At 53.1% G+C, this 26,319-nt stretch carries 25 protein-coding genes; 6 read left to right on the forward strand and 19 right to left on the reverse strand.

The window, feature by feature from the left end; genetic code table 11:
* Positions 1 to 64 precede the first annotated feature (64 nt).
* Genes mads1 through LPB19_RS11380 form a run of 4 tightly spaced genes read left to right on the forward strand, consistent with a single transcriptional unit; the run spans position 65 to position 7,794 of the window.
* Positions 65 to 274: a methylation-associated defense system helix-turn-helix domain-containing protein MAD1 gene (gene mads1 / locus LPB19_RS11365; RefSeq protein ID WP_206643016.1), complete on the forward strand. Its 210-nt coding sequence runs from the start codon at positions 65 to 67 to the stop codon at positions 272 to 274.
* Entirely contained in the window at positions 271 to 3,180 is a 2,910-nt protein-coding gene (locus tag LPB19_RS11370; protein WP_206643017.1) for an ATP-dependent helicase, read from the forward strand. The genes mads1 and LPB19_RS11370 overlap by 4 nt, the downstream gene beginning before the upstream one ends.
* Positions 3,181 to 3,185: 5 nt before the next feature.
* On the forward strand, positions 3,186 to 5,126 hold the full coding sequence (locus LPB19_RS11375; RefSeq protein WP_206643018.1) for a site-specific DNA-methyltransferase: 1,941 nt from the start codon (positions 3,186 to 3,188) through the stop codon (positions 5,124 to 5,126).
* The gene (locus LPB19_RS11380; RefSeq protein ID WP_206643019.1) at positions 5,119 to 7,794 is read left to right on the forward strand and encodes a TnsA endonuclease N-terminal domain-containing protein; all 2,676 of its coding nucleotides are present in this window, start codon (positions 5,119 to 5,121) and stop codon (positions 7,792 to 7,794) included. The genes LPB19_RS11375 and LPB19_RS11380 overlap by 8 nt, the downstream gene beginning before the upstream one ends.
* A 144-nt stretch (positions 7,795 to 7,938) precedes the next feature.
* On the opposite strand, the gene LPB19_RS11385 is transcribed toward LPB19_RS11380, so the two are convergent.
* The 6 genes from LPB19_RS11385 to LPB19_RS11410 form a co-directional block, all read right to left on the reverse strand.
* Positions 7,939 to 8,187, reverse strand: coding sequence for a hypothetical protein (locus tag LPB19_RS11385; protein WP_206643020.1), 249 nt, complete (start codon positions 8,185 to 8,187; stop codon positions 7,939 to 7,941).
* Positions 8,187 to 10,397 carry a hypothetical protein gene (locus LPB19_RS11390; protein WP_206643021.1) on the reverse strand — a complete coding sequence of 737 codons (2,211 nt, stop codon included), beginning with the start codon at positions 10,395 to 10,397 and terminating at the stop codon, positions 8,187 to 8,189. The genes LPB19_RS11385 and LPB19_RS11390 overlap by 1 nt, the downstream gene beginning before the upstream one ends.
* Positions 10,394 to 10,585 carry a helix-turn-helix transcriptional regulator gene (locus tag LPB19_RS11395; RefSeq protein WP_206643022.1) on the reverse strand — a complete coding sequence of 64 codons (192 nt, stop codon included), beginning with the start codon at positions 10,583 to 10,585 and terminating at the stop codon, positions 10,394 to 10,396. The genes LPB19_RS11390 and LPB19_RS11395 overlap by 4 nt, the downstream gene beginning before the upstream one ends.
* A 132-nt stretch (positions 10,586 to 10,717) precedes the next feature.
* Entirely contained in the window at positions 10,718 to 11,617 is a 900-nt protein-coding gene (locus tag LPB19_RS11400; protein ID WP_206643023.1) for a hypothetical protein, read from the reverse strand.
* Positions 11,614 to 12,912 carry a tyrosine-type recombinase/integrase gene (locus LPB19_RS11405; RefSeq protein WP_206643024.1) on the reverse strand — a complete coding sequence of 433 codons (1,299 nt, stop codon included), beginning with the start codon at positions 12,910 to 12,912 and terminating at the stop codon, positions 11,614 to 11,616. The genes LPB19_RS11400 and LPB19_RS11405 overlap by 4 nt, the downstream gene beginning before the upstream one ends.
* A gap of 575 nt (positions 12,913 to 13,487) precedes the next feature.
* Positions 13,488 to 14,660 carry a helix-turn-helix transcriptional regulator gene (locus LPB19_RS11410; protein ID WP_206643025.1) on the reverse strand — a complete coding sequence of 391 codons (1,173 nt, stop codon included), beginning with the start codon at positions 14,658 to 14,660 and terminating at the stop codon, positions 13,488 to 13,490.
* An 813-nt stretch (positions 14,661 to 15,473) separates the two neighbouring features.
* On the opposite strand from LPB19_RS11410, the gene LPB19_RS11415 reads away from it, so the two are divergent.
* Positions 15,474 to 15,668 (forward strand): hypothetical protein, encoded by a 195-nt coding sequence (locus tag LPB19_RS11415; protein WP_206643026.1) that lies wholly within the window; start codon positions 15,474 to 15,476, stop codon positions 15,666 to 15,668.
* A 9-nt stretch (positions 15,669 to 15,677) separates the two neighbouring features.
* Here the strand turns inward: LPB19_RS11415 and LPB19_RS11420 are convergent, their stop codons facing one another.
* From LPB19_RS11420 to LPB19_RS11450, 7 genes are all read right to left on the reverse strand, one after another.
* Complete coding sequence (locus LPB19_RS11420; protein WP_206643027.1) at positions 15,678 to 16,625, reverse strand: 5-oxoprolinase subunit C family protein; 948 nt, start codon at positions 16,623 to 16,625, stop codon at positions 15,678 to 15,680.
* Positions 16,622 to 17,308, reverse strand: coding sequence for a 5-oxoprolinase subunit PxpB (gene pxpB, locus LPB19_RS11425; RefSeq protein ID WP_206643028.1), 687 nt, complete (start codon positions 17,306 to 17,308; stop codon positions 16,622 to 16,624). Before pxpB ends, LPB19_RS11420 begins: the two co-directional genes overlap by 4 nt.
* Entirely contained in the window at positions 17,305 to 18,045 is a 741-nt protein-coding gene (locus tag LPB19_RS11430) for a 5-oxoprolinase subunit PxpA (RefSeq protein ID WP_206643029.1), read from the reverse strand. The genes pxpB and LPB19_RS11430 overlap by 4 nt, the downstream gene beginning before the upstream one ends.
* Before the next feature lie 3 nt (positions 18,046 to 18,048).
* Positions 18,049 to 19,158, reverse strand: a complete 1,110-nt coding sequence (gene hemH, locus LPB19_RS11435) for a ferrochelatase (protein WP_206643030.1) — start codon at positions 19,156 to 19,158, stop codon at positions 18,049 to 18,051.
* 34 nt (positions 19,159 to 19,192) lie between these two features.
* Positions 19,193 to 19,624 (reverse strand): TIGR01244 family sulfur transferase, encoded by a 432-nt coding sequence (locus LPB19_RS11440; RefSeq protein WP_206643031.1) that lies wholly within the window; start codon positions 19,622 to 19,624, stop codon positions 19,193 to 19,195.
* 103 nt (positions 19,625 to 19,727) lie between these two features.
* On the reverse strand, positions 19,728 to 20,153 hold the full coding sequence (locus LPB19_RS11445; RefSeq protein WP_206643032.1) for a DUF6691 family protein: 426 nt from the start codon (positions 20,151 to 20,153) through the stop codon (positions 19,728 to 19,730).
* A 4-nt stretch (positions 20,154 to 20,157) separates the two neighbouring features.
* Positions 20,158 to 20,592: a YeeE/YedE family protein gene (locus tag LPB19_RS11450; RefSeq protein ID WP_206643033.1), complete on the reverse strand. Its 435-nt coding sequence runs from the start codon at positions 20,590 to 20,592 to the stop codon at positions 20,158 to 20,160.
* 346 nt (positions 20,593 to 20,938) lie between these two features.
* Between LPB19_RS11450 and LPB19_RS11455 the strand changes: the two genes are divergently transcribed.
* Entirely contained in the window at positions 20,939 to 21,355 is a 417-nt protein-coding gene (locus LPB19_RS11455; RefSeq protein ID WP_206643034.1) for a phasin family protein, read from the forward strand.
* A gap of 7 nt (positions 21,356 to 21,362) precedes the next feature.
* Here LPB19_RS11455 and LPB19_RS11460 read toward each other — a convergent pair whose 3' ends face one another.
* The 6 genes from LPB19_RS11460 to LPB19_RS11485 all read right to left on the reverse strand — a co-directional run bounded on the left by LPB19_RS11460 (position 21,363) and on the right by LPB19_RS11485 (position 26,318).
* Complete coding sequence (locus LPB19_RS11460; RefSeq protein ID WP_206643035.1) at positions 21,363 to 21,992, reverse strand: TetR/AcrR family transcriptional regulator; 630 nt, start codon at positions 21,990 to 21,992, stop codon at positions 21,363 to 21,365.
* Positions 21,993 to 22,010: 18 nt separating this feature from the next.
* Complete coding sequence (xthA, locus tag LPB19_RS11465; RefSeq protein ID WP_206643036.1) at positions 22,011 to 22,823, reverse strand: exodeoxyribonuclease III; 813 nt, start codon at positions 22,821 to 22,823, stop codon at positions 22,011 to 22,013.
* A gap of 87 nt (positions 22,824 to 22,910) precedes the next feature.
* A complete protein-coding gene (locus LPB19_RS11470) occupies positions 22,911 to 23,657 on the reverse strand; it encodes a hypothetical protein (protein WP_206643037.1) in 747 nt (248 codons plus the stop codon).
* Complete coding sequence (locus LPB19_RS11475) at positions 23,654 to 24,175, reverse strand: DUF2878 domain-containing protein (protein ID WP_206643038.1); 522 nt, start codon at positions 24,173 to 24,175, stop codon at positions 23,654 to 23,656. Before LPB19_RS11475 ends, LPB19_RS11470 begins: the two co-directional genes overlap by 4 nt.
* Positions 24,172 to 25,446: an SAM-dependent methyltransferase gene (locus tag LPB19_RS11480; RefSeq protein ID WP_206643039.1), complete on the reverse strand. Its 1,275-nt coding sequence runs from the start codon at positions 25,444 to 25,446 to the stop codon at positions 24,172 to 24,174. The genes LPB19_RS11475 and LPB19_RS11480 overlap by 4 nt, the downstream gene beginning before the upstream one ends.
* On the reverse strand, positions 25,434 to 26,318 hold the full coding sequence (locus tag LPB19_RS11485; RefSeq protein WP_206643040.1) for a DUF1365 domain-containing protein: 885 nt from the start codon (positions 26,316 to 26,318) through the stop codon (positions 25,434 to 25,436). Before LPB19_RS11485 ends, LPB19_RS11480 begins: the two co-directional genes overlap by 13 nt.
* Between the last annotated feature and the right edge of the window lies 1 nt (position 26,319).

A 26,319-nucleotide genomic window follows, 5' to 3' on the forward strand; every position in this document is an offset into this window, starting at 1 on the left:
AGGCCATCGTATGACAAGATTCCACGTCAGACCAACTTTGGTGCAGCGGCTAAAAGGTGACCAGATGAGTGACCGCTCTGATGAAATTCTGACGATTGATGAGGTTGCTGCATATCTAAAGGCCGGCAAACGTACGGTATACCGTCTGGCTGCCAGCGGCAAACTGCCCGGGTTTAAGCTAGGTGGCACATGGCGGTTTAGGCGGGGTGACCTGGATCAATGGATCGCCACCCGTATCAACAAGAAGGTAGATGACAGCGAGGGGGCAGAATGACTACCGGTGCTGCTCACCTTCAGTCCAAAGCCAACCCTGAGCAGCTAAAAGCTATCCTGGCTACAGACGGCCCGGTGCTAATCATTGCGGGGCCGGGATCGGGTAAAACCTTCACGCTAGTCGAGCGCATTGTCTATTTAATAACCGAAAAAGGGGTCGAGCCCGAGTCGCTGCTAGTTGTCACGTTTACCGACAAGGCTGCACGAGAGTTGACCACCCGTATCTCGAATCGGTTAGCCGAGCTGGGCATTCAGTTCAATTTGAACGAAATGTACCTTGGTACCTTCCATTCGATCTGTCTGCGGTTGCTGGAAGATTATCGTGAGTTCACGCGGCTAAAGCGGAGCTTCACGCTATTTGACCAGTTCGACCAACAGTACTTCCTTTACCAGCGCATTAAGGACTTTCGTGAGATGCCCGATGCCCATTTAGTAATGGGTGAAGACCAGAAGGGGCGCTGGGCACAGTCGGAGAGCTTACTTAAGTGGCTTAATAAAGTCAGCGAAGAGGCGCTCGATGCAGCAACACTGGCGGCGGCGTCAGAGCCAGAAATTCGCGTCCTTGCGGCGTGCTTCAGTAAGTACCTGGATCTTCTGAACGAGAACAACTCGCTCGACTTCTCCGGTATTCAATACGAAGCACTGCAGCTGCTAGAAAGGCACCCCGAAGTGTTGGTGCAATTGCGTGAAAAGCTTACACATCTGATGGTGGACGAGTACCAAGATACCAACACCATACAGGAACGCATTCTTCTGTTACTCGCAGGCGAGCACCAAAATTTGTGCGTGGTAGGGGATGACGATCAGGGCCTATACCGCTTTCGTGGGGCCACCATTCGCAACATTTTGGAGTTCCCTACGCTATTCGGTGAGGGTCGATGTAAGCAGGTTAAACTTACTGTCAATTACCGCTCGCACCCAGACATCATCCGCTTCTACACCGAGTGGATGAAGGAGCAGGTTTGGGACGATGGTACCCGCGTGTTTCGCTTTCCCAAGCAGATCTTGCCGCGAGAGGACGATTTTACAGAGCAGCCCACGGCAGTCCGCTTGGCAGCCGGTGATGATGATGGGGGCAACACAAACTGGAACGCCGAGGTTCTCGCGTTCCTCAATGGTTTGAAGGACTCAGGTCAGGTCGCGGACTGGAATCAGGTGGCGTTCCTTTTTCGCTCGGTTAAAAGTGACAAGGCAGTGGCGCTGGCGCGTTTTCTCGAAGCACAAGGGGTGCCGGTCTATTCGCCTCGTTCGAACATGTTCTTCGAGCGTGAAGAAATCCGTTTGATGATCGGTGCGCTGATTTTCCTATTCCCGCAGTTTCCAAAGGTGAGGGCGTGGGTCGAAGGCGTTACGCTGCCAATTTGGGACTACTACGACCACCAGTGTTTCAAGCCGTTCACCGACGAATTGCGGAAGCCGGAGAACAAACCATTGCTGGATTGGGCGCGGCCATTGGCCAAGCGTCACGCCGTGCTAGCACAGAACACTGACTACTCGTTCTCGGGCTTGTTTTACCAGCTACTGCAATTCCCTCTGTTTTCGCGTTTTCTTAGTGAAGAAGTATTGCAGGGGGTTGATAAGGGACGTGCAGCGAGAAACCTCGGCACTTTTTCCAAGTTGCTGACTAAATTCGAGTACCTACACTATGTCAGCGTACTCAACCCGGAATTTCTGGAAAAAAATCTACGTGACTTTTTCAACCAATTCCTACGCTTTCTCCTGAGCGGTGGTATCGGCGAATACGAGGACGAGGCAGAGTACGCGCCCAAGGGCTGCGTCTCGTTTCTTACCATTCATCAGTCCAAAGGGCTGGAGTTCCCGGTGGTGGTTTGCGGCTCGCTGGAAGCGGTACCGCGCAAGCAATACAGCACCCTGGATGTGATGCTGGAAGACGGTGGCTACCTCTCTAAAGAGCGTTTTGAGCCACTCGAACATATCAAAAGGTTCGATTTCTGGCGGCTGTTCTACACCGCTTTCTCTCGCGCCCAGAATCTTCTAGTGCTTGCTGCGCAGGAAAAGCAAGGTCAGGGGAGGTCGCCCTCCAAATATTTCCAGCGCCTGTTTTACGAGCTTCCGAACTGGCGCGACATTGATCTCTCAGGGCTGACCTTCGAAGCGGTGAAGCAGATCAACCTCAAACGCGAATATTCATTCACATCGCACATTACGGTGTTCGAGAACTGCGCCGAGCAGTACCGGTTCTTCAAGGAGCTTGAATTCGCACCTGTTCGCGAAAGTCCGATGCTGTTCGGCACCTTGGTGCACCAGACTATCGAGGACATCCACAAGAGCGTCTTGCGGGGTGAAGAGGGAAAGCTTTCTTTAGACGCCATTGAAGGTTGGTTCTCGGCAAACTACGCCATGCTCTCGAAGAAGGAGCGCGTATACCTTGCTCCTTCTTCGCAGCGGGCGGCGTTGCTGCACGTATTGCGCTATTACGAGCGCGAGAATGGAAATTGGGATCGCATCAAGGAGGCCGAGGTCGATATTTCGCTTGTCAAGGATCAGTACATATTGAAGGGCAGTGTCGACTTGATCCGCGGCGAAAACAATACGGTCGAAATCATCGACTTCAAGTCTGAGAAGAAGCCGGATATGGAGAAGGATCGGGAGCGGCTGCGCCAATATCAGCACCAGCTTGAGGTCTATGCCCATCTGGTGGAAGAGCGTACGGGCCAGCGGGTTAGCCGAATGCATCTTTACTATACGGGCGAAGACGGTGGTAACCCTTACGTCTCCTTTTCAAAGGATGACCGGGCCATCGGGAATACTATCGCGCGCTTTGATGACATCGTGGCACGTATCGAGAGCCAGGATTACCAGATCGAAACACGCCCTACAAAACTGTGTCAGAGCTGCGACATGCGTGGCTACTGCGACAACAAGAATTGGAACTTCAGGAATTGAGACATATGACTAAAAGTACTCCTGTGCAAGAAAGCCTTCAGATTGCCACTCCCGATGGGGAAACCACCAACGTCGAGAACTATGAGTTTGAGCCGATCAGGGGCTATCCGATGCTTAACTGGCGGGGCAAACGACCATTCACATCAACGCAGTACTATCCTGCGCAATTGAAGGAAGTACACGGCGAAGAAGTGAATGGTTGGCGCAATAAGGTTTTCTGGGGTGACAACCTGCAGGTGATGGGCCACTTGCTGAAAGAGTTTCGTGGGAAAGTAGACTTAATTTACATCGATCCGCCTTTTGATTCCAAGGCGGAATACAAAAAATCGATTCGACTTAAAAATGCAAGCGCTTCATCGGACTCATCACCATTCGAGGAAAAGCAATATAGCGATATTTGGAACAATGACGAATATTTACAGTTCATTTATGAGCGGATGATATTGGCCAAAGAGTTGCTGACGGACGGAGGCTCACTCTACTTTCACTGCGACTCGCACAGAGTGCACTACATCAAGTGCTTGCTAGACGAAATTTTCGGGGTTGAAAATTTCATGAATGATGTGATTTGGAAGCGTACTGGGTCACATAATAGTGCGAAACGTTACGGTCCGATCCATGACACATTACTTTTCTACACTAAGGGGCCAAATTTTCATTGGTCTGGCATCACCACGCCATACGATGAGGAATACAAAAAGCGTTTTAGCTATGCCGATCCAGATGGTCGTAAGTTCCAACCAATAAGCCTAATTGCAGCGGGGCTACGAGCCGGTTCGACTGGTAAGCCTTGGCGTGGAATTGACGTGGCTAAGAACGGAAATCATTGGCGGACCACGGTCGAGAAGCTTGAGAAGCTTGATGAAGATGGCTATATTTTTTGGCCCCCGGGTGGAGGACTGCCTCGTCTAAAGCAGTATTTAGATGAAGCCAAAGGAAATCCAATCCAAGACATCTGGACCGATATTCCAGCCATCAACTCTCAAGCACAAGAGAGAGAAGGATACCCCACTCAAAAACCAGAAGCGCTGCTAAAGCGAGTGATTGAGGCATCCACTCCGCCGGGTGCACTTGTACTTGATTTCTTCATGGGTTCAGGAACTACACAGGTTGCTGCGATGAAACTCGGTCGCAGATTTATTGGTGCGGATATCAATCTCGGATCAATCCAGACCAGTACAAGGCGCTTGATTGGTGTTGCCGATAAAGTTCGACAAAAAAACCTAGATGAAGAGCACGACCGTTGGACCGGCTTCGAAGTATATAACGTCAACCACTACGATATTTTCCGCAACCCCGTTCAAGCTAAGGAACTGCTTGTCGAAGCGCTTGAAATACAGAAGTTAGAATTCAGTACCGTATTCGATGGTGAGAAAGATGGCCGTATGGTAAAGATCATGCCGGTCAATCGCATCTCTACTCGTGCCGATCTGAACGAGCTTGTTGCGGGCTTCGACTATAAGGCATGGGAACGTAAACAGAACGAGAGGCCTAACCAGCCGGTCGAGAAGATAGCCCTTATCTGCATGGGACACGAGCCAGATTTGGCTGCGCAACTGGAGTTTGCCGCCAAGCCCTTCAAGATCGATGTAGAGGTGGTGGATATCTTACGCGACAAGGCTGATCTAGAGTTCAAGCGCGACGCGCAGGCGAAAGTTGTTATCAAGAATGGAGAGCTTGTCATTGAGAAGTTTTACCCGATGAACCTTCTGCAAAAACTTTCGCTGCAAAAGGAGTCGGTTGAGGACTGGAAAGAGTTGGTCGAGTCCGTGTTAGTCGACTGGAACTACGATGGCGGAGTGTTACAGCCCGCAGTGGTGGATATCCCCGGTAAAAAAGACATGGTGAAAGGGGTGTACAAGATACCCGCCGAGGCTGGAACCATCCGCGTGAAGATCACGGACCTACTCTCGGAGTCGTGGGAAGGAGAATTGAGTAATGGCTAAGCGAAAAATCCAAAGTGCCTCGCTCGACTTCGCCTTCTTCCAATTCTTGTGGCAATTCTATCAGTCCAATCGAGGCACGATCCGCACGCATTACAAAGAGCTGACGCGCAAATTTCTGGATTTCAACAACCCAGAGAAGAATCCAAAGGCTTTCTTGCGTCAGCCACAATTCGAGGCGTTAGAGGTTTATATCTTCCTCAAGGAGTTCCTTGGTAACGCCAAAGTTGAAAAGATTTTTCAGCAGTGGTTCGAAAAGCAAGGTCGATTCGGGGGTCGGGCTGAAGGCGGAATCGTGTCAGATAAATCTGGCCAGGCAGACTTACTTGACCAGATAACACAGGATCAGTACAAAGCTGTATTCGCCGCAATGCGCAAGAACTCGCGTGCCTACCCAAACTACATTTTTGCGCTAACGATGGGTACCGGCAAAACCATCCTGATGGCGACCTGCATCTTCTATGAATTCCTGCTGGGCAACAAATTCGAGAAAGACGCGCGATATTGCCACAATGCGCTGGTGTTTGCCCCTGACAAGACTGTGCTGCAGTCATTGAAGGAGATCGAGTCCTTTGACCTTACGTGCGTGGTGCCACCAGAGTACGTTAGTTTCCTGACCACACACCTGCGCTTTCATTATCTTGAAGAAGCTGGTACCTCACTCGACACTTTGGACCGGTCGCGTTTCAATATTATCGTCTCCAACACACAGAAAATTATTCTAAAGCGCAAGCATAAAGAGAAGTCTTCTGTCGACAAACTTTTTGGGGCTAACGGACAAACACTGAGAACAACCGGCGTCTATTCTGACGCCGCGGATCTCTACGATTTTGATCAGCCCGAGGAAGAGGGCGAGCTAACTACTAACCAGCGATTTGAGAAGCTGCGTCGCTTGGAGCAGTTGGGTATATATGTCGACGAGGCCCATCACGCTTTTGGCAAGGCATTAGCAAAGGATATGGGTATCGGAGCGAAGGCAACTGATACCAGTCTGCGCACTACAATTGATATCTTGTCCGCCAGTCTTAGCGCGTCGGGCACCAGGGTGGTTGCCTGCTATAACTTTACCGGCACTCCCTACGTCGGGCGTGAGGTGCTACCAGAGGTGGTCTACACCTACGGACTAAAGGACGCCATCGATAAGGGCTTTCTTAAGAATGTGATGCTTCATGGCTATGCCAACACACGGACCGATGAATTTGTCGATATAGCCATCGAGAAATTTTTGGAGGAAACTGGCGAAATTCGACCCGAGGGGCTGCTGCCAAAGTTGGCCTTCTTCGCGGCCACTATTGACGAATTGAATAACGAGCTGAGGCCGGCGGTGGAGCGCGTGTTGCTTAAGCACGGCATTCCAACCTCGCGCATTCTGGTTAACGTGGGTGACAACAAGCTAACCACGAACGACGATATCCGGGAGTTTAATAGGCTAGACAAGGCAGAATCGGAGAAACAATTCATCCTTCTTGTAAATAAGGGTCGCGAGGGATGGAACTGTCGTTCGCTATTCGGTGTTGGCCTTTTCCGGGAACCTAAATCTAAGGTGTTTGTACTGCAGGCCACGATGCGTTGTTTGCGAGCCATCGGTAAGGCCCAGTATACCGGCCATGTTTTCCTGTCGGACGACAACCTGAAAACCCTGAACGACGAACTCCAGCAAAATTTCCATATTAGTACTGATGAGTTACAGAAAGTTGGGAAGGATAAAGAGCGGGTACAAATTCGGGTGGTTGAGCCCCCTGTCAAAATCAGGTTAGTACGAGTACGTAAACAGTATCAGATGCGGGAGAAAGTGCTCGTGCCCGGTCAGCCTCTAGGCCTAAACCGAGCTGATAAGGAGAGCTGGAACTTGCTGGTAGAAAAGTATCGACTGGTAGAAATTCAGCAGGAAGGTTTGGCAACTCCTGAGGCGGCGCGTGCCTCCGGTAGTCAGACCTTCGACTTGACTGAGCGCCGGGAGAAGCGGACTTTCTCACGGCTATCGTTGGTTGCGGAGGTGTCCCGCTATCTGAACCTTGCGCCGCTAGACGTCGAGGAGCTTCTCGATGCTACTGAGGAAGGTGCTGATGAGTTGGTTGCTATAGCCAATGAATTTAACGAGCTACTCTATGACGAAATAATTCCGCGTTTATTCCGTCAATTATACGACCTTGATGAATCGCAGAAAACCGAAGAGCACGAGGTCGATTTGATAAAAGTTCCTTCCGCCGGCTATTACGAGATGTCTGCGGAAAAGGACAAGATTGTGCGAATGAGCGACGAGCAGGTCAAAGAGGAGGGACGCTCCAAGAGCTTCCACCTTGACACCTACTGCTTCGATTCTGGTTCTGAGAATTGGCTGTTTTGGGACCTGCTTCGTGAGCAGCGGGTGAAGAAAATCTATTTCACCGGGATGTTGACGCACGGCCAATCGGATTTTTTTATTCAGTACATCGACCCCGATTCGCACACTGTCCGAAGCTACTATCCGGATTTCATTTTTCAGCGTGAGGAACCAGATGGAAGCCTGAAGTATGTAATCGTTGAAGTAAAGGCTGACAACCAGGTTGAGGACTCTGTGGTGCAGGCCAAAAAGGACTTCGCTCAGCAGATCGCGGTGGCCAGTGGGATGGAGTACCGCATCTTGAAGTCCTCCGATGCGGATAAGCGGCATTTCCGAATGCTACTGTAGGAACTTTCTGCAGTAGTGGAGTTCGTGTTTGAGAATGTAGGGAGAAAAATGTAATGGCAAGGATGAGAATCTCAAAGAGGGTGCTTCCAATGTCCCTGCGCTCGAAGTGTGACCGAGTCCTTGCTTTAGCGCAGGAAAAAGGCATTAGCACTCGGTAAGTTGCAACATGTTTGTTTCTGAAAAGGTATGTTCCTGAAGCGCCAATGGTTGTGGATTGAATAAAGCTTGTGCAGCTGAAACAGGGATGTTTACAGTGATTGATTCGAGTTTTTGTTCAATGATCCACGTTTCGATGACAGGAGTTATAGAGTCTTCTGGGCAGACGGCAATCCGATTACCCATCAGGTTTTCAGCGTCTAATCCATGCTCATGAAGATAGGCAAGTGCGTTCATCAGAACACCCTCCTATTTGCGGCTGAATTGCCGGTTTTTGGAGGGAGGTCTATGGACCTACTCGGATCTGAAGTCAGAGAAGTCGGAAGTTTTTCCTTCTTTGTAGTGTTATCCACGACTTCAAGACATTGATGACTTTGGACTAAAGAATTTCTCAGTCCGATTCTCCATTTGACGGTAGACCCGATTTTCCCAAGGCATTTGCACTCGATACCGAGCTGACGCAACGCGGGGGCTGCCCGGCGCATTGCATCACCAAGCCCCCTGGGTGACCGGGGCCATGAATCACAGTTTCGGGGCTTGAAACCTTCCAGGATATTCAGCCATTTCTTTGCTGAGTGCTCCTCGATTAGGTCACATTTTGATTCAGCCCAGTCCCGAATTGCCGAGGCAACAGGACTTGCGTCCAGTGTGCGTTCAAGTCCGTCTTGGCGAGCAGCGTTAAATTGCCTCATAAAACTTTCAGGTGGCTGATTCATGGCCTTGGCTACTGCCATGCCAAGATAGGCAAATTCGACCAAGCGTGGACGTTGTTCTGCTGGCAAGGTCATGTCTGGAAGGTATTCGAAAGCCCTTGCTGCAATATCCATGAGCGCCCCGAGAATGCCCGCGTGATGCCTCTCAAAGTCAGCCTCCAGCTTATCCTTGGGGCACGCATCAGTTATAACCGGCAGTTCGATACTGATTGCCCGTGATACCGCGTCTTGCTGAGTAATGGCAGCCACAATGCCGTTGAGGATTGCAGGGCGTTTTAGCGTGATAACAACCTCGTCACTATCACTGTAAAGCTTGCGCCTCGCGAATCCCCCGCCGGTCGCAATTACGCACAGTGCGTCCTGAATTGGCGCGGGCAAATGGCTTACATTTTCGATGCTGAGGATGTGATTTGTGCCGCCGGTCACATACAGATCTTCAGCGGACTTCGGTGCGGCTCTGAGGTCGGCAGCGTTAGGATCTATAAGCCGCCGGAGAGCAGACTGAGTGGTACTTTTTGCACATCCCTGTTCACCGAACATCTCCAGAATCGGGAACGGAGTATCTAATCTTAAACATTCCACTAGCCATGCTGTCACAAGGAGTTGCTGATGGCTTGGGATGTTGGCGATTCGCCATAGTGGCTCAATACTCCCACCCCTGACGGGGCGCGGAAGTGGCTGCGTGCTTTCAGACCTTGGGAACATCACCGGACTGTCAAAGATGTCCCATTTTCCAGGCATGATGCAGATGGCGGCACTTTGGCCGGGCTCAGCAAGATCAAGCCAGTGTTGACCATTTACGCTCGCGACTCGAAGGTATACCGATCGCTGTTCCTGCATTGCGATGCCCTCGAGCGTCATTTTTGCTTCGCGTAACGATTGATCCCTGATGGCCCTTTCGTATTTCTGGTAGAAAGCTGAAGTCAGCCAATGCCTAAAGGCCTTACTGGCGACTGAACGCACTTCGCCTGTTTCAATATTCCGCGCGTGCGCGATATTGTTTTTGTCGTGGAACAATTCATTGAATGTTTGAACAAAAGCGACAATTTGGTCCGATTGCGACTGGCGCTCGCGTTCTGTTTTTTCGGTTGTCTGGGAATCAGGCTTGATCGGTGGGGTGATACCATCTTCAAACTCAGCCAGAACTGCATCTGATCCTGACATCTGATGAACATCGCTCCAATCTTTTTCCGTTTGCGGGCATGTCCAGGAACAGCCGGACTTTTGGCCTGCTCTCTTGCCTGCATTGTCGTTATCCACTGCGGCAATAAGCTTGAGAGTAGGGGTCAGCTTTCTGATTGCCTCTACGTTGCCGGGAATGTTCAGTTCACCAACGCCACACGCCACTGGAAGTCCTGTTGCCTCGTGCAGTCGATATCCATCGGCTAGCCCGGCACAAACAATCAGTCTCCCGGTCAAGGTAGCTAGGTCTGCAAGCTCGAACCCAATAGGTGTGCAGGATCCAGCTGTTTTAGCGCCTTTAGTAACTAACTTGTTCTTTGGCTTCTCATCTGGATTTCGCTGAACAGGCTCCGAAAGGATTCGTTCATGCCCGCAGTGTTCTTGAGTGTCAATCAGAAAAAGTGGCCGAAATATAGCGTCGCCTTCCCACGGTGTAATCGGCTTTCCTTCGCTGTCAAAACAAGAGAGAGTGACCTGCTCTATAGAGCAGCCGAGAGGTTCCATAGCTTGCCATTCAATCTCTTTCTCAATGAGGTAGGGGTGGGGTTTCATGTTTCAGCCTCTCTACCAGCTTCCCATGCTTTGACGTCCGATAACTTCCAGCGGGTGCAATTGGGGCCTAGTTTTAGGGGAGCGGGGAATTTTCCTTCTCGGACCCAGCGCCAGATTGTCTGCCGACTGACTTCAAGAAATTCGGATAGCTGTTTATCTGATGCATAGTGAAGGGACTGCTTGCTCATGGTTGCGCCTTCCTGTTACGGGGCTGGTTGAACACATGAGCAGTTAATCAGGCGAAACAAGTTTTAGAGACAAGCATCCCAGGGACGATGTGCGCTTACCTTGGGACAATGAACAGTCTCCCAGGGAGGAGGTTATCTAAGCCTAATTCCATTATCCTTGGCGTATTGACGAATCCAATTCGTAACGGTCCGGGGCTCGTATTCGAACCCCTTTTCTCTAAGCCAGTCGGCATAGTGAATCCCAGCCTTTTCAGTGCTTGCAAAAGTAGTCTTCTTATCGTTCCAGTCTTCGGTGACGAGGCTGCGAGCTTCATTTCGTCTTGCATGTCGCACCTTGTTACCTGTCTCGGACTTTTCCCATTTCGCAAAACGCTCGCGTCGACTGATGGCGTCTCTTATCCTCTTATAGTTGTCGATTTTGTCGAACCAGTAACGGGCCAACTCATGATCATCCACGTAAGCATCATCAAGAGCGTACTTCACTGCGATATTATCGATGTGGCAAAGGGTAAAATAGGCGGCCAGGAATTCGCGATCGTAAGGCCAATCGTCAAAATCCTGTTCTAAATTAACGGTCTCCATGATGTTATCAAGTATACGGATTAATGGTTCGATCCGGTGGCCGTAGGCTGTCCAAGGATCGGTTTGGTCTACCCGGATAGACTCTTGCCCTGGAATAGACTCTTCTGAATCTGAATTGATCACGCGTATATGGCCACCCTCGATTAGAGGTTCCAGCATTTCCTCGTGTCCATTCCACACTTTAATTAGGCCGCCAAGGAAGTAGTAAAAAACAGTGTCAATAACTATCCGTGTGATTTCTAGATCTAATTTCGATGCTAAGCAGTCAAAGGCCCGTTTGCCAAACTTCCACAAAACGGGATTATGAATAATCTGTGGGGCTCTACCCGGGATGGGAATAATTAGAGCATGATTTTTTTCACCTTCCCCATTATCTTTGAAGGATTCAATGGGATCGATTACCCAGTACAACCATTTTGCGCCGGTGCCTCCTCCATCAAAATCTTTCAACCGACACCTCCGGAAATAGAAATTACTTTAGGGTTTTCTTGTGCTTTTTCTCCCTCAGTACAGAACTTTTCCCAATCCGCCATGAGTAAGCGGCGCTTGTCTATTAGTTCGGAGCGCGCATAGGCGGCTCGAGTGGCGTCGCTGTTTACGTGAGCTAGGGCAAGCTCTGAAACTTCATCAGCGTAGCTTGTGCACTCTCTGGCCCAATCTTTGAAAGTTGAGCGAAAACCGTGAATTGTGCTCTCAATTTCCATTCGCTTGAGCAGGGCTGTTAGGAAGTTGTTTGAGGGGATATCGCCTTTCGGGCCAGGGAATATTAATTGATTCGGTTCGCCTGGAGGCATGTCTTTCAATAAGTTCACGGCAGTCTCAGAGAGCGGAACGCGGTGTTCCTTGCCAGATTTCATACGCTGGGCGGGCACCGTCCAAACCTTGCTTTTGAGATCTACTTCCTGCCAAGTTACTCCGGCTTTATGAATTCGCTTATCGCCTATTACTTCGTTGGTGCGGGCAGCGGTCAGAACGAGAAATTCCAGGGCGCGGGCAGCAGTGCCAGTGCGCTTCTTTAATGCAGCCATGAAATCGGGCATGGCTTCCACAGGCAAGGCATTGAAGTGGGCCTTCTTTTTGATTTTCTCAGGTGAGGGATAAACTTCATCGAGATAGCCTTGCCACTTTGCCGGGTTTTCATTGGAGCGGTAACCGTGAATAGCACACCAGCCGAGTATGTTCTCCATTCTTGCCCTAACACGATTGGCGGTTTCGGTTTTTTCATACCAGATGGGATCAAGTACTGCTTTGACATGGGGGAGCGCAATTTCTCGGACAGGTACCTTGCCAATGTGGGGTACAGCATATGTATTCAGGCTGTTTTCCCATTGCTGCCTCTGGCGAGGGTTTTTGAATTCTTTGGATTTCATATCGATATAGTCGGACATCGCATCGACAAAGGTAACAGTGCTTAATCTGGCGGCCAGCAGGGCGCGTTTATTTGCGTTCTTTTCCTCAACTGGATCGATTCCGGCTGTAATCTTGTCCCGTGTTTCTCGGGCCTTGTCTCGGGCCTGCGCCAATGTAACGTCTGGAAAAGCGCCCAGCCCTATGCTCCGGCGCTTGCCTGCGATCACGGTCCGGTAGATCCAAGACTTTGCATTACTAGGAGTAACTTGTAGGAGTAGACCGGATACACCGCCGACTGGATGCAACGCATTGTATGCCTTCCCGCTGGTCTTACTTACAGCATGCGTCAGTCGTCTGACCTCGGTGGCACTCAACTCTCTAACTTTTTTGGGCATGTCAGCTGATTCCATTCAGGCGATGAGAGCTCAAATCTGGAAAAGAGCTATAAACTCCGACCAGTAGCGTCAAAGGAGCAGGAAGGTGTCCGGTGAAGAGTAGAGCATGGACAGTCGGATGAAACCTGTAATCAATCTTGGCCAGAAACCTAACTACCTACCTATCATTAAGTCTAATATTCCACGTTACAGGATGTAACCGACTGTTACAAGCAATTGTGGCCAATGCAGGTTTTATGCGGATAGCACTTCAAAAAAACTAATAAATGCAAATGCCTACAGAACTTTTGGAAGGTCTGGCCCACCGCCATTTTCCCATACAGCTTCGAGCTCTTGCGACTTCCTTCCTTCTCTTGCTATATCCCCCGAAATCACCCTTGCCTAAGACTTCTTTTATACAGTTGTATAAAACGATCTTGGAAAAGGGGCGAATTTCACCCCCTATTACTCAGCGGCCTTTTTACAGATCAACGGCGTGATCTGAAGTACCCCGTGTGATTGGGCGGGCAAGCATTCCGCTGACCTGATCGAAGGAATCACCCTGGCATTGGCCCCGTTCGGGCGAGGGTCGCGGATTATGCTATCTCACTGCTTGCGGCTAATAGTGCTACCAATTCCGCTTGGCGACTGGTGTTGGTTTTACGAAACACTGATCTCAAGTGTGATTTTACCGTTTCTCGTGTGCGGTAGGTTTGAGTGGCGATGTCAGAGATGGTTAAGCCATTCGAGAGCATTGCCGCTATTTGGGCCTCCGATGGCGTTAAGCTGAAGGCAGCCTTGAGAACATCTGGGTCGATGTAGGGCCTGATGGACCAGTCGTAAAGGCCAATAATGGCTCCACCTCTGTGTTTATGGTTTTTGGTGGCCAGCTCTCCCTCTGGGGCCTGCAAAGGGGAAACCGTAATAGTGACGCTACTACTCCCATTTTTTAGGGCAATAATTTTGTCGGGCGTCTCGCGGCGTTCGATCGACGCACGGACGGCACTCGTCAGAGCGACCATTAAGGAAGTGGAAGGTGAGTTGGGGCCGAGTGTTAATAGGCCCTGATCGCTTATTTTAATGGCGGGGTTTTCAGAGATTATGGTGCGTGCATAGGCATTCCGGAACACAACCCGAAAGCTGGCGTCACATATCAATATGCCTCGTTTTAAATCCTGCAAAACCATGCGTTCCGGAGTCGGATTAATGTTGGAGAGGCTTGCTAATTTGGTGAACAGGCTTACTGCTCGATTGATGTGGGGCAGAATCAGGTTGAAAGCGGCGAGCTCCTCTGGACTGAACGAGGATTGATGCTTCGATCTCTGCATTACGAAAAAATTAAGGTAGTTTTTATCACGAAAGGTGACGGCGCACACGGCGTCGCGCGCTCCGAGGAGATCCATGAATTCACCGATCCGGGTTTGGGAACGGATGAATTCCACGTTCTCAAGATCCAAGTTGCTTGCTACAAAGCCCAGCTTTCCTTGCTCGTTAACCGCCAGGGCGGCCTCTAGCAGCGCATCCTGGTCAGCTACGTGGTCAGCATAAAACTTGAGCACGTCATCTGGGATGTTGACCGGCCACACCCCTGCTACAGAGCCGGCATTGAGATCGTAGATCGCAAAGCAAGCGCTCTTACCATCGAATACCCGAATAAACCTGTTTATGAAGGGGAAAAAACCGTTTGGGTGGCCGATAGCATCGTAAATCAGGCCGATCAGGTCGTGATAGTCGGGAGACCAAAAAGTTGAATCAGAGTTACTGGACAAATCGGTCTCCTTTTAAAAAAAGAGCCAGACTCATCCTTAAGTAAATAATCGGAATGCGGTTTACGAGGTTGCGCAACCATGCGGCTTTCTGCGATTGATAGTCAAAATAGCTCCGATTCGGCCACTGTCCAGTGGTGTCGGGTGCAATCCTTCAGAAATTCGGCTTAAGCGCGGTGCCTTCTTATACCAATTTGGCACTTGTAACCCGTAAAAAGTTCCGATTCGAATAGAGATTCCCCCATACAGGTGATTCAGAAAAGCGGCGGTTTTCCGGACGATGATCTAGTAGAGATGCGGACAGCTTCAGCCGATGATGTATTGGGTGAGTTGGTGGTATTTGCATCTCTTCTGGGGGCGTGGCGCCTCTGATATTTGTGGGGGATGCAATAATGAAACTCTATTCGCTTTTTGGCGGCTATCGCTTTCTGGTCATGCTGTCATCGGCTTCCGGGGATCAGTGCGGTGATTTTCGGGATGACCCAAGGTGGGCAACCAGTGAGCGGGAGATAGCAGAAGACGCAATAAGGTCTGCGGAACGGATGCTAGAACTCCTAGAGAGTCATAAAGACGTGAAGACTTGGAGAGATAAGAGCGTAAAGCATCGAAAAGCAAGCTAGTGCAGGGCAGTCCACGGGCAATCAGAGGCCGTGGCTTAAATGCAAGTTTTCACTGTCTTGGATGCGTGGGCTTCAGGCTACCCGCAACAAACCTCGGGGGCGCATTTTTATCCCTCCCGACTTGAATTGTCCTGTATTCACTCTTACTTATAACTCATTGCCGCTGCTTAGGCTCTGTGCCTTATAGGAGAGCGTTATGGACCCCCGAAAAGACACCCCCGCAGATCGTGAAACTGACCGGAAATACTCGGTTTCGGCGAATCGATCCAGTTCCCGCCACCGTGTTCGGTACGTTGAAACCGGCGGTGCAGGCGTTGATCTGGAAGAGTGCGCGTTTTGCGAAGCCAAGCCAGTACCGGATTCAAGCTTTCGCGGGAACGAAAAGCGCTAGAGCCTGATGTTAAGCCCAGGTCAGGGATCCGGTTTCAGTCCAACGGGATTGCTTGAGCCATTCCTCGAACAGTAGCCGGGCCGTTTGCGCTTCCGCAATGTCAACCCATTGAAACTGTACCGCTTGTCCCGGCCGGGCTTGGGCGAGTCGATAACAGTCCACCGCAATGACGGTACCCAACTTCGGGTAGCCGCCAATCGTTTGCCGATCCTGAAGCAGTACCACCGGATTTCCGTCACCGGGCACCTGAACGGAGCCAAACGCAATGCCCTCGGATACGATACCGGGAGGCGGGTGGCGAAGGCGGGCGCCTTCGAGCCGGAATCCCATACGGTCTGACTGCGCGCTGACTTGGTAGGTTGTGGTGATGACGCGTGCCCGATCAGCCACCGAAAACTGCTCGTGCTGATAACCGGGTACCATCCTCAGCTGCAAGGTGTCCTCATAGCCAGGCTGGAATTCATTCGGTAGCTGGCGGGCGGGAACCGCAGGGCTTGCCTGACCGATCAGTACCGTGCCTTCGCGAAGCGCTTCCAGCCCTTCAATACGTTCGCGCACAACCACTGAGCGGCTGCCAAATGTCTGGATGCTCCTCAGGCCACCTCGCACGGCAAGATAGGTGTAACGACCGCTGGCCGGAGAGGAAAAGCACAGTTTGTCGCCAGGCTTAACGGCAAGGCTTTGCCACGGCTTTATCGGCAGGCCATTCAGAGTCGCGAGGCAATCCGCCCCGGTAATGGCCGCGGTTGTCTCAGCGAGCACCCGGAGTCCGAGGCCGCCGAGCGTTATTTCAAGGCTTGCAGCCGCTGGATCGTTGTCCAGAAGCTTGTTGGCAATCAGATACGCAAACCGATCGGCGGCGCCGCCTTGCGCGAGCCCGTGTCGCTGGTAATGACGACGGCCGGCGTCCTGCACTGTGGTTCTGGGGCCGGGCCTTAGGACCTCAAACAGCTTCACAGCTGTCCCCCCAGGTCCAGGTATTCGGCGCGGGATACTGAGCGAAACTTTACCTGGTCGCCCACGCTAAGAAGTGAAAGATTTACCGGGTCAAACATCCTGGTGGGGCTTCGGCCGATCAGGTTCCATCCGCCCGGAGACGCCTCGGGGTAGACTGCCGTCTGGCGGTTAGCGATAGCAACGCTGCCGGCCGGGACCCGGTTTCGCGGCGTTTCCAGACGAGGTGTAGCGATGCTTTCGTCAACCGAGCCAAGAAAGCCGAAGCCGGGCATGAAGCCAAGTGCATACACCTGATAGGTGATTTCAGTATGGCGGCGAATGACTTCTTTTTTCGCAACACCGCTTGCGCCTGCGATCCGTTCGAGGTCGGGGCCAGTTTCATCGCTGTAATAAACCGGTATGTCATGAGTTCGGGAGGCAGCGGTGTCACGGTGTTCGCTCGACCTTGCATGGTTCAATTCCCGCGCAAGTTGCCCAATGCGGGCTTCAGCCCCGCGAAAATCGATCCGCAACGGATCGTACACGACCAGAATCGTGGTGTAGGACGGGACGATATCCACCAGCCAGGGTTCGCATGCCCGTTCGATGGCCGTGCACAGGCGAGCAATGCGTGGCGTGAGTGACGGGGCAATTTGATCACCCAGGGTGATCAGAAGGCTGTCGTCTGAAACGCTCTGGATCATTGGCGCCGGGTCGTCAGTGCCTCGCGGATTGCCTTGACGGCTTGCAGGGCGGCTTCGTTATCACCATGGACGCACAGGCTGTCGGCTGGGAGCTCCAACCACTGGCCGCTATGGCTAGTGACGCCTCGTTTGTCGGCAAAAGAGCGTGCCTGGGCCACAATTGTTTCCGGATCGGTGTGCACAGCACCAGTTTCGGAGCGGGGCAGAAGCAGGCCTTCATCGGTATACGCCCTATCTGCGAAGGCTTCCAGCAAGACAGGGACGCCGCAGGATTCGATCAGTGTGCGCTGTTCGGTGTGGCGGCACGTCACCGGTATCATCAATGGCAGATCCCGGCGATAGCTGGCCACCGCTCTGGCGACGGATAGGAGTAGCTCGTCATCTCGCATCATATCGTTGTTGAGCGCGCCATGAGGTTTCACGTAGCGAATTTCGGTGCCCTCGGCTCGACAGATACCATCCAGTGCACCGAGTTGATACAGCAGCAGGGCATGGATTTCTTCCGCCGTGTGCGAAATAGAACGGCGGCCAAATCCGACCAGATCGTGGTAGGAAGGATGTGCGCCAATCTCAACATCATGTGCGAGGGCGAGCGCCACGGTATTCCGCATCACCACCGGGTCGGCTGCGTGGAAACCGCAGGCGACGTTAGCCATGTCAATCAGAGGCATGACGGCCTCATCCTGTCCCATGGTCCAGGCCCCGTAGCTCTCTCCGATGTCACAGTTAAGCTTCATGGCTCAGATATTCCTGCCGGGATAGGTGGCCTTTTTCCGGTTGTCAGCCCGTTGTGCCCGGGCTTCCAGTTCGTTCGCCTCGTTGTTAGGCAGCGCCCAGCCCTGAAGGTTCTCTTCGATCAACTTAACGAGCGCCTCGATATGCCCGGGTGTCGCGTTCAGGGCCGGGATGTAGCTGAAGGACTGGCCACCAGCCTCCATGAAATAATCCCGGTTTTCTTCGTTGATTTCCTCAATAGTTTCAAGACAGTCGGAAGAAAACCCGGGGCAAAAGACATCAATGGATTTCAGACCCTGGCCCGGCAGCGCTTTGAGCGTGTGGTCGGTGTAGGGTTTTAGCCACTCCTCGCGCCCAAACCGGGACTGGAAGGTGGTCATGTAGTCGTCACTGCTCAGGCCAAGTCGCTCCGCCAGTAAGCGCGAGGTTTTATGGCACTCGCAATGGTAGGGGTCGCCCTTTTGAAGGTACTTCAAGGGGACGCCGTGATAGGAAAGAATGAGCTTTTCATTGCGCCCGTGATTTGCCCAGTGTGCTTCAATGTGACGGGCCATGGCTTCGATATAGGGTGGGTAGTCCGGATAGTGGCTTACAAACCGAAAGTCCGGCAACCAGCGCCGCCCCATAAAATCCTTGGCTATGGCATCGAAGGTAGACGCAGATGTGGATGCCGAATACTGAGGGTATAGTGGCACCACAAGCAGCTTTCGTACGCCTTGCTGCTGCATTTCATCCAGCACCTTGGGCACAGAGGGGTTGCCGTAGCGCATGGCAAAACCCACCACGATGTTCTGGCCGTATTTTTTTTTCAGGCTGTCCCGGATGCCCTCGGCCTGTTTGGCCGTGTGGATCAGTAGCGGCGAGCCTTCTGGTTGCCAGACGCCTGCATAGGCCTTGGCGCTCCGCCTGGGGCGAATTCTCAAGATGATGCCGTGCAGAACCAACCACCAGATCGGTCGGGGCACTTCAACGACCCTTGGGTCCGAGAGGAATTCAGCAAGGTAGCGGCGAAGAGCGGACGGGGTCGGGGCATCGGGGGTGCCGAGATTGGTGACCAGTACGCCGAGCTTGTCCGGCTGTTTGTGGCTGAAATTCTCTGAACCTTTAAAGCGCATAGATCATCCTGATGTCGTGAGTGATGTCCGTTGTTCAGTTCTGCCTCTGGGCTTGCTGGGCAAGTCTGGGAGTCAGAGCAGTGATGTCATAGCCTGCGTTACGTGCTTTGGTGAAGATGTCTTGTACTCCGCCGTTTCGTGCGGCACTTAACGCCCACAGGACGGTACAACGGGTGCCGGACCGGCAAAAAGCCAGTACGGGTTTGTCTGCGTCGCGGATCATGGGAGCGAACTGATCGACGTCCTGATCGGTGATGTTTCCAGACGCCACCGGCATGTAAACCCAAGCCAGACCGTGTTCCTGCGCTGCGGCTTCGATATCGCTCATTGGCGGCTGTCCGAACTCTTCCTGATCCGGCCGGTTGGCAACCAGGGTTTTGTACCCCAGGCGCGCAATCTCTGCGACATCATCGACAGAAATCTGGGGTGCTACCGAAATGGTGTCATCGATCTTTCTGATATCCATGAAATATTGCCTTTGGAAACGTTTACAAGGGTGGCCATCATCATCGCACAAGCCGATGCGAACTGTCAGATACGCGGCGACGAGCGCACGCGTACCAAGGTCATCAGGCAGCTGTTTTTTTGCGCTCCAAGATCTCGAACAGGGCCATGCCAGCGATCATTGAGGCAACGAATACCGCTGCTTTGGCCTCGCCAGCACCCAGGGCGACAAGCCCGGGTCCGGGGCAAAATCCTGCGATACCCCAGCCAATGCCGAACACCAGCCCCCCGCCCACCAGGCGTTTGTCAATGTGGGTGGCTTCCGGGATGTTCATTTTAAGACCGAGGAAAGACAGGGTACGTCGCCGGGCAACGGCAAACGCAGCCAGCCCGACAACTATGGCGCCGCCCATGACAAACGCCAGGGATGGGTCCCACAAGCCTGCGAGATCCAGAAATCCCAGAACTTTTTCTGGATTAGCCATGCCGGAGACGATCAGGCCAAGGCCGAACACAAGGCCGGTAATCAGCGATACGAGGGTATGCTTCATCGGTTCAGGCCCCCAGAACGTGACGGATCACGAATACGGTGACGAAGCCCGCAGTCATGAACGCAAGGGTGGCGATGAGAGAACGCACGGAGAGTCGGGATAAACCGCAAACGCCGTGGCCACTGGTGCAGCCCGAGCCGTACCGGGTGCCCAACCCAACCAGCAGGCCCGCAATCACCAGAGACGGGTAGCCAGCATTGATTTCGATGGGCGGCAGGGCAGCAAAACCCAGCCAAAGCAATGGCGATGCTATCAATCCGACCAGAAAGGCGATCCGCCATGAAGTGCCACCCTGAGCCGGATTCAGCAGCCCCCCGAGTATGCCGCTGATGCCCGCAATACGGCCGTTAAACAGCAGGAAGATCGCTGCCGCGACCCCTATGAGGATGCCGCCACTGAGCGCGGCCCACGGGGTGAAATCACTCCAGGCAATGGTCATTGTCGAAGACTCCGGATCTGGTAACAGTATGGATAGATTGCACAAACAGTGGGGGCGATCTTAGCAAAAAAAAGCCCGGCAGAGGGTGCCGGGCAGAGGCGTGCGAGTAGTATCCATGAAAGACTTCCAGACAAACCGGCATCAGCAGGGACACCGGTATTAGGTAGTATTGTACATAATTTGAACACTGCAAGTTCTGCCCTATATCTAATCAAAACATTTTTTCATATGGGCCAGCTGCTTATACTGAAGCCTTACCCAGCAAGGCTTTCCGGCGCACTGAAATTGTGCTGGCGGTGTAATACAATAGGGGCTTGATTCAATCCCCACCCCCTGAGGTTTTTAAATGTCTGAAGAAAGTGACAAGAAGCCGGAGAACGATCCGCAGCTGGCGGCAAAAGTGAAAGAATCCGCCCGCCAGATCTGGCTGGCGGGTTTAGGGGCTTACAACAAGGCTGAAGAGGATACGGGTCGGTTTTTCGAGCGTCTGGTACAGGAAGGCGAGCAGATCGAAAACAAAACTCGTGGCGTTGTCGAGAAGCAGATCAAGTCGGTTGAAACCCGGGTAGATGACGTGCGCCAGCGCGCTACCGGTACCTGGGACAAGCTGGAGCACATGTTTGACGAGCGGGTATCCGGAGCGTTGCGCCGGCTGGGCATTCATCGTCGCGAGGAGATTGAAGCGCTGGAACAGCGGATCGAAGCGCTGGAAAGCGAACTCAAGCGTCTGCGCGGTAAAGGTGGTGCGGACGAAGAAGAGTAAGGCCGGTCTAGAGGTAATCCCGGCTCATCACCCTTGCCTGCTCCTGCTCTTCGGGAGTCAGGTAGGGGATGACCTGATGCAACATCTGGTAGACCCCACGGCCCGGGTCCACGGATTCCCGGTCATTCAAATGCGAAAGCGTGTCAAAACTACTCCAGTAGCATGCAGTTAGCGTAAGCTGTTCGCATACAGCTTCAAGTTGTTCCGGGTCAATGCGCATCACACCCTGGCGCTGAAAACTCTGGCAGATCACTCGAAAGGCCTCGGTTTTCTTCGTTCGCAGGCGTCGAAACCGAGACTGCAACTGATCATAGCGTGAGAGGATGTTTACCAGATCCTGGTAGATGAAGCGGTAGCGCGCCACTGCCTCAAACATCAGATGCAGGAAGAATCCTTTCTGATCCAGGCTGATTTCAGCATCCTCAGGCACGGCCAGCAGTTCCAGCATTTCCGCTTCGTAGAGCTTGAACAACTCCTCGACGATGTCGCCCTTGCTTTTGAAGTGGTAATACAGATTGCCCGGGCTGATATCCATTTCGTCGGATATCAGCAGCGTGGTGACGTTGGGCTCGCCCATGTTGTTAAAGAGGGCGAGGCTGGTGTTGAGGATCCGGTCCCTGGTTTTAATTTTCTTCATGCAATAGCGAACGCATCCCTACAGATTAAACTTCGCCCAGACGGGGCAGTGGTCCGAAGGCCGTTCCATTCCGCGGATCTCGTAAGAGACACCGGCCTCCACAGCTTTTGGAAGCAGGCTGTCGCTGGCCATGATCAGGTCAATCCGAAGGCCGCGCCGGGGATCCCGTTCAAAGCCTTTACTGCGGTAATCGAACCAGCTGAAGGTGTTGGCCTCGTCAGGATGGAGGTGGCGAAACACATCGGTATAACCCCGGGACTCAACCTGCCCCAGCCATTCCCGCTCTTCGGGCAGGAAACTGCATTTGCCGGTTCGGAGCCAGCGCTTGGCGTTATCGGGGCCGATGCCAATGTCGCGATCGGTGGGGGAGATATTCATGTCGCCCATCACAACCACATGTCCGTCTTTTTCCTTGAGGTTGTCCAGATATTGCATCAAGTCGGCGTAAAACTTTTCCTTGGCCGGGAACTTCACCGGATGATCACGGCTTTCACCCTGAGGGAAATACCCGTTGATAACGGTTAGCTGCTTGCCGTCGATGGTGAAGTGCCCGGTGATCAGGCGGCGCTGGGAGTCTTCGCCATCCCATGGATAGCCCTTGATAATCTCATCTGGCTCCTGCCTGGAGAGCAGCGCCACACCATAGTGGGTCTTCTGCCCGTGGAAGCTGACGTGATACCCCATGCTTCGAATTTCATCGACCGGAAATTCTTCGTCCCGGACCTTGGTTTCCTGAAGGCCAATAACATCAGGGCTGAGCTGATCAATGACTGCCTGAAGCTGATGCAGGCGGGTGCGAATACTGTTCACGTTGAACGACACGAATATCATGGGTACGGACTCTGAACTCTACAAATGTAAGGCGTAAGGAGTGTACCACATTGGCCCCGGGAGGCTGCCTTGGCAGTCGCGACGGTTTCAGGGAGTCAGTTCACAATCCGGCCACGTCGTTGTGCTGTAACGGATATGAGCGGTGTAGTTTTCTTCTTTGTTTTTTCGGATATTGGTGAGTCCGACATAGTCAGTGAGTGCACCATTGGTGTCATAGCCCAGCTGAATGGGGTCAACCAGGAAACGAAGCACAAAACCGGTTGGCCGGATCTGAAAGACATGGTCGGCTTCGATATCGGGGCTCTTGGCAGGCTCGAGAACGAAAGCAAAGTGCTCGCCGCGCGTGGGGGCCAGCACGTGGAAAAAGACCGATTCACCGCCGGTTATCTGGCCCCAGTGTCGGCGCACAAAATTGTCGAACCCGGCATCCACTACGAGGTTTTCCGGGAAGGATACATCGAAGGTCAGGGTTTCTCCCTGCGGCGATTGCCAGTTCACTTCGAGCTCGAAAGCCCCGGTGTAATCCACTGCGATGGATTCACGGAACTGGGGTTGCCGAAAATCCACCGTGGGTCGAATCAGGGACTCCTGATAGCGCAGATCCTTCTGGGCGAACGGCTGGTCCTGATCCGGCCACCGGTAGAGCACCTGGTGGACGTCTGGCTGAAAACTTCCTTCACGACAACTGCCAGACACTTCATGGGTTTCGGTGTACAGGGTGTCGCCGGAGAAGCTTTTGGCGGTGCCGATAAACCGCATTTCAGCGGCACCGGACAGCGGAATGCCGCATGCGATCGCAGTAACGAACAGCAGGGCGGCGTGTTGGCGTCTCATGCCTGAAGTTCCGGGTACAGCGACTTGCGAATGAACAGCAGTAAGGGGAATACCACGAGCCAGCCAAGGGCCATGGCCACCAGCGACGGTGCAAGCTGTGGAAGTGTTATCGCGCCCAGCTTGCTGGCGGACCAATACGCAAACGGACCGGCAACAGGGGCCAGCACGAACGGCAACCAGGCCTTCCGGCTGATCCAGTCGAGTGAGTGGCACAGAGTCGTCATGAATATCGCCCAGATGGCGACCAGCCAGGGTGGCGTATGCAGCACCTCCTGGTTGTCCAGCCCAAGAACGCCGGTGCGGAACCAGAGCCAGTCGAGAGTGGCCCCCACCACCGTGCCCAAGGCGATAAACTGCAGTTCGCTCTTACGTTTCTGGCTGACCAGAATAAAGTGAAGCACGACAAACCCGACCACCAGTGCGGCAGCCAGCTTGCCCGGAAACATCACACAAATCAGCCAGCCAGCCTGGAACAGCAGGAAATTGACAACGTTACGAACCGTTTCTGACGCGATCATAGGCTGATGATGTTGGCTCGTTTGTTTCCAGGTTTGGCCAGAACGAGCTGCGACACCCCGATGGCACGCTCGCTGAAGCCAGCCTCGCAATAGGCAAAGTAAAACTGCCATAGGCGTCGGAATGCCTGATCGTATCCGAGTTTCTCCAGTTCTTCCGGCCGGGACAGGAACCGTTTACACCAGTCATTCAGGGTCCTGGCGTAGTGAAATCCTATGTCTTCGGCGTGGGTCATGACCAGATCGCTGCCAGAGCGCACCGCATCGAGTATGGCGCCAAACGATGGAATGAAGCTGCCCGGGAAAATGTAGCGCTGAATGAAATCTACGTTCTTCAGGGCCCGCTGGTAGCGTTGCTCCGGCATGTTTATGGCCTGAATCAGTGCCAGCCCGTCAGGTTTGAGCAGCTGACTGATCTGGCCAATGTAGCTGTTCAGGAACTGCGGCCCGACGGCCTCAATCATCTCGATGGACACCAGTTTGTCGAACTGACCTTGCAGATCCCGGTAGTCATCGAACAGCAGGGTGATGCGGTCCTCCAGACCTTCTTCGTTGACTCTTGCGCGGGCCATTTCGAGCTGTTCGCTGGAAATGGTGGTTGTGGTGACGTGACAGCCATAATGCTTGGCCGCGTGGATGGCAAACCCGCCCCAGCCGGTGCCAATCTCGATCACGCGGTCGCCCGGCTTGAGATCCAGCTTCCGGCAGATAATATCGAGTTTGTTCTCTGCGGCTTCTTCCAGCGAGGCTTGCTCGTGGGGGTAGATGGCAGAGGAGTACATCATGGTCGGGTCGAGGAACAGCTCAAAAAGATCGTTGCCCAGATCGTAGTGGGCGCTGATGTTTTTGCGCGACCCTTCTTTGGTGTTCCTGTTGAGCCAGTGCAAGCCTTTCAGCGCGGGCTTGGTGACCCAGCTGTAGCGGTCCTCAAAGGCGTTCATCCGGTCGATATTTCGGGTGAAGAAGCGAAGCAGGCCGACCAGGTCGGGGGAAGTCCAGTCGCCGGCGACGAAGGCTTCTGCGGCGCCAATGCTGCCGCCGGTAAGCAGGTCTTTCCAGGTAGAGCTGTCGTGGATGACCAGCTCTGCCACTGGATGGTGCAGGTCATGGTCACCAAAAGTGAGCGTCTCGCCGTCGGGTTCCTTGATTACCAGGCGTCCGTGGCCAAGCCGCTCGAACTGCTGGATGACCAGCTTTCTGGCAAGCCGGCTGCCCAGGGGGCGTGCTGCCTGTGACTGGCCTGAGGTGTGCACCGAGGTGTTCAGGTTCTCCATGAGCTGACCCTTCCGCGAGATTCGTGATTATGTACGTTGGATGAAACATCAAGGCCCGCGTCTTCCCGACCACGGCGGAACGCCGGGTCCTCCGGTGGCAGCTTGTCAGGGTGGGTGTAAAACGGCGTGCCCTTGAGTTTGAGTTTCAACGCATGCCAGTAAATACCACCGGTGACCTTGAGCGCTTCCAGTGGAAACTGGCGCAGGCTTCTGTGGAGTTCTTTACGAGTGAGAGGGGCTCGCTGGACTACCAGTGTGGCGTCAAAATGCTTGCTGTGGTTCTCCTGCACATTCATGTGAATGCGCAGTTCCGGACCGCGAAAGCTGAACGTCCACTGGTACAGCTGCTCCATGCCGTTAAATGGCGATACGTGAAATCGCTTTTCGAAGCCGAAACGCTGGGTTCGCCAGCCGGCCGTGTTGGGTTCGGTGTCGGTGGTTTCCAGGCAGTAGACATGGCGCTCATGCCAGGGCGTGTTGGTTATCTGAGCCAGGATGACCCTGGGCACCGCGCCTTCTATGGGATCGTCACCCGGAGAGTAGCAGAAGTAGAAACTGACGGGATTGAAAACATAGCCGATGTAGCGGGGATGGGTGATCAGCTCAATGCGGCCGTCCGGGCGCCAGCCTGTGGCCTGTTCCACGTGTTGGCTGATGACGTCTTTGAGTGGGCCATTCTCCGGCTTGAAGTAATCGGCGCGCCGAAGCGACAGCCAGTTGAATCGTTCGAGCGAGAACAGGGGGCTGATGCCGGTCACCCAGTTCCATTCATCAAGGTCCACCGCAAGCATGCCGGTGTTGTATTCAAACCGGTGCCGGGTAGGTTGCATTCGCCGGTGCCGCACAGAGCCTTCGAGCCACTGGCTGTTCATG

This window comes from Marinobacter salinisoli (genome assembly GCF_017301335.1).
GTDB classification, from domain to species: domain Bacteria; phylum Pseudomonadota; class Gammaproteobacteria; order Pseudomonadales; family Oleiphilaceae; genus Marinobacter; species Marinobacter salinisoli.